Annotated in this window: 1 protein-coding gene; it reads right to left on the reverse strand. The window is 51.3% G+C overall.

The window, feature by feature from the left end:
* Positions 1-349 (reverse strand): hypothetical protein (locus tag KH400_RS30295; RefSeq protein ID WP_217228584.1); only part of this gene is annotated, 349 nt, incomplete at both ends.

Here is a 349-nt window from a genome sequence, read left to right on the forward strand (position 1 = left end):
TTCTCTCCCCTTCTCTTCCCCCTCTCCTCCTTCCCCTCTTCCCTTTTTTCCTTCTTTCCCCTTCCTCCTTCTCTCTTTCTCTCCCCTCTCCCCCTCCCCCTTCTCTCTTTTCCTTCTTTTCCTTCCCTCTTCTCTCCCTTCTTCTTTTTTTTTTTTCTTTTCTTTTCCCTCTTTTTCTTCTCTTTCTCTTCCCTTCCCTCTCTCTTCTTCTCTTCCTCCCTTTCTCTCCCCCCCCCCCCCTCCTCCTTCTCCCTCTTTCCCTTCCCCTTTCTCCTTTTTTCCCCCCCCTCTCCTTCCTTCCTTCTTCCCCCTTTCTCTCTCTCTCTTTCCTCCCCTTTCCCCCTCCCTT

Origin of the sequence: Desertibacillus haloalkaliphilus (assembly GCF_019039105.1) — a bacterium.
GTDB lineage: Bacteria > Bacillota > Bacilli > Bacillales > KJ1-10-99 > Desertibacillus > Desertibacillus haloalkaliphilus.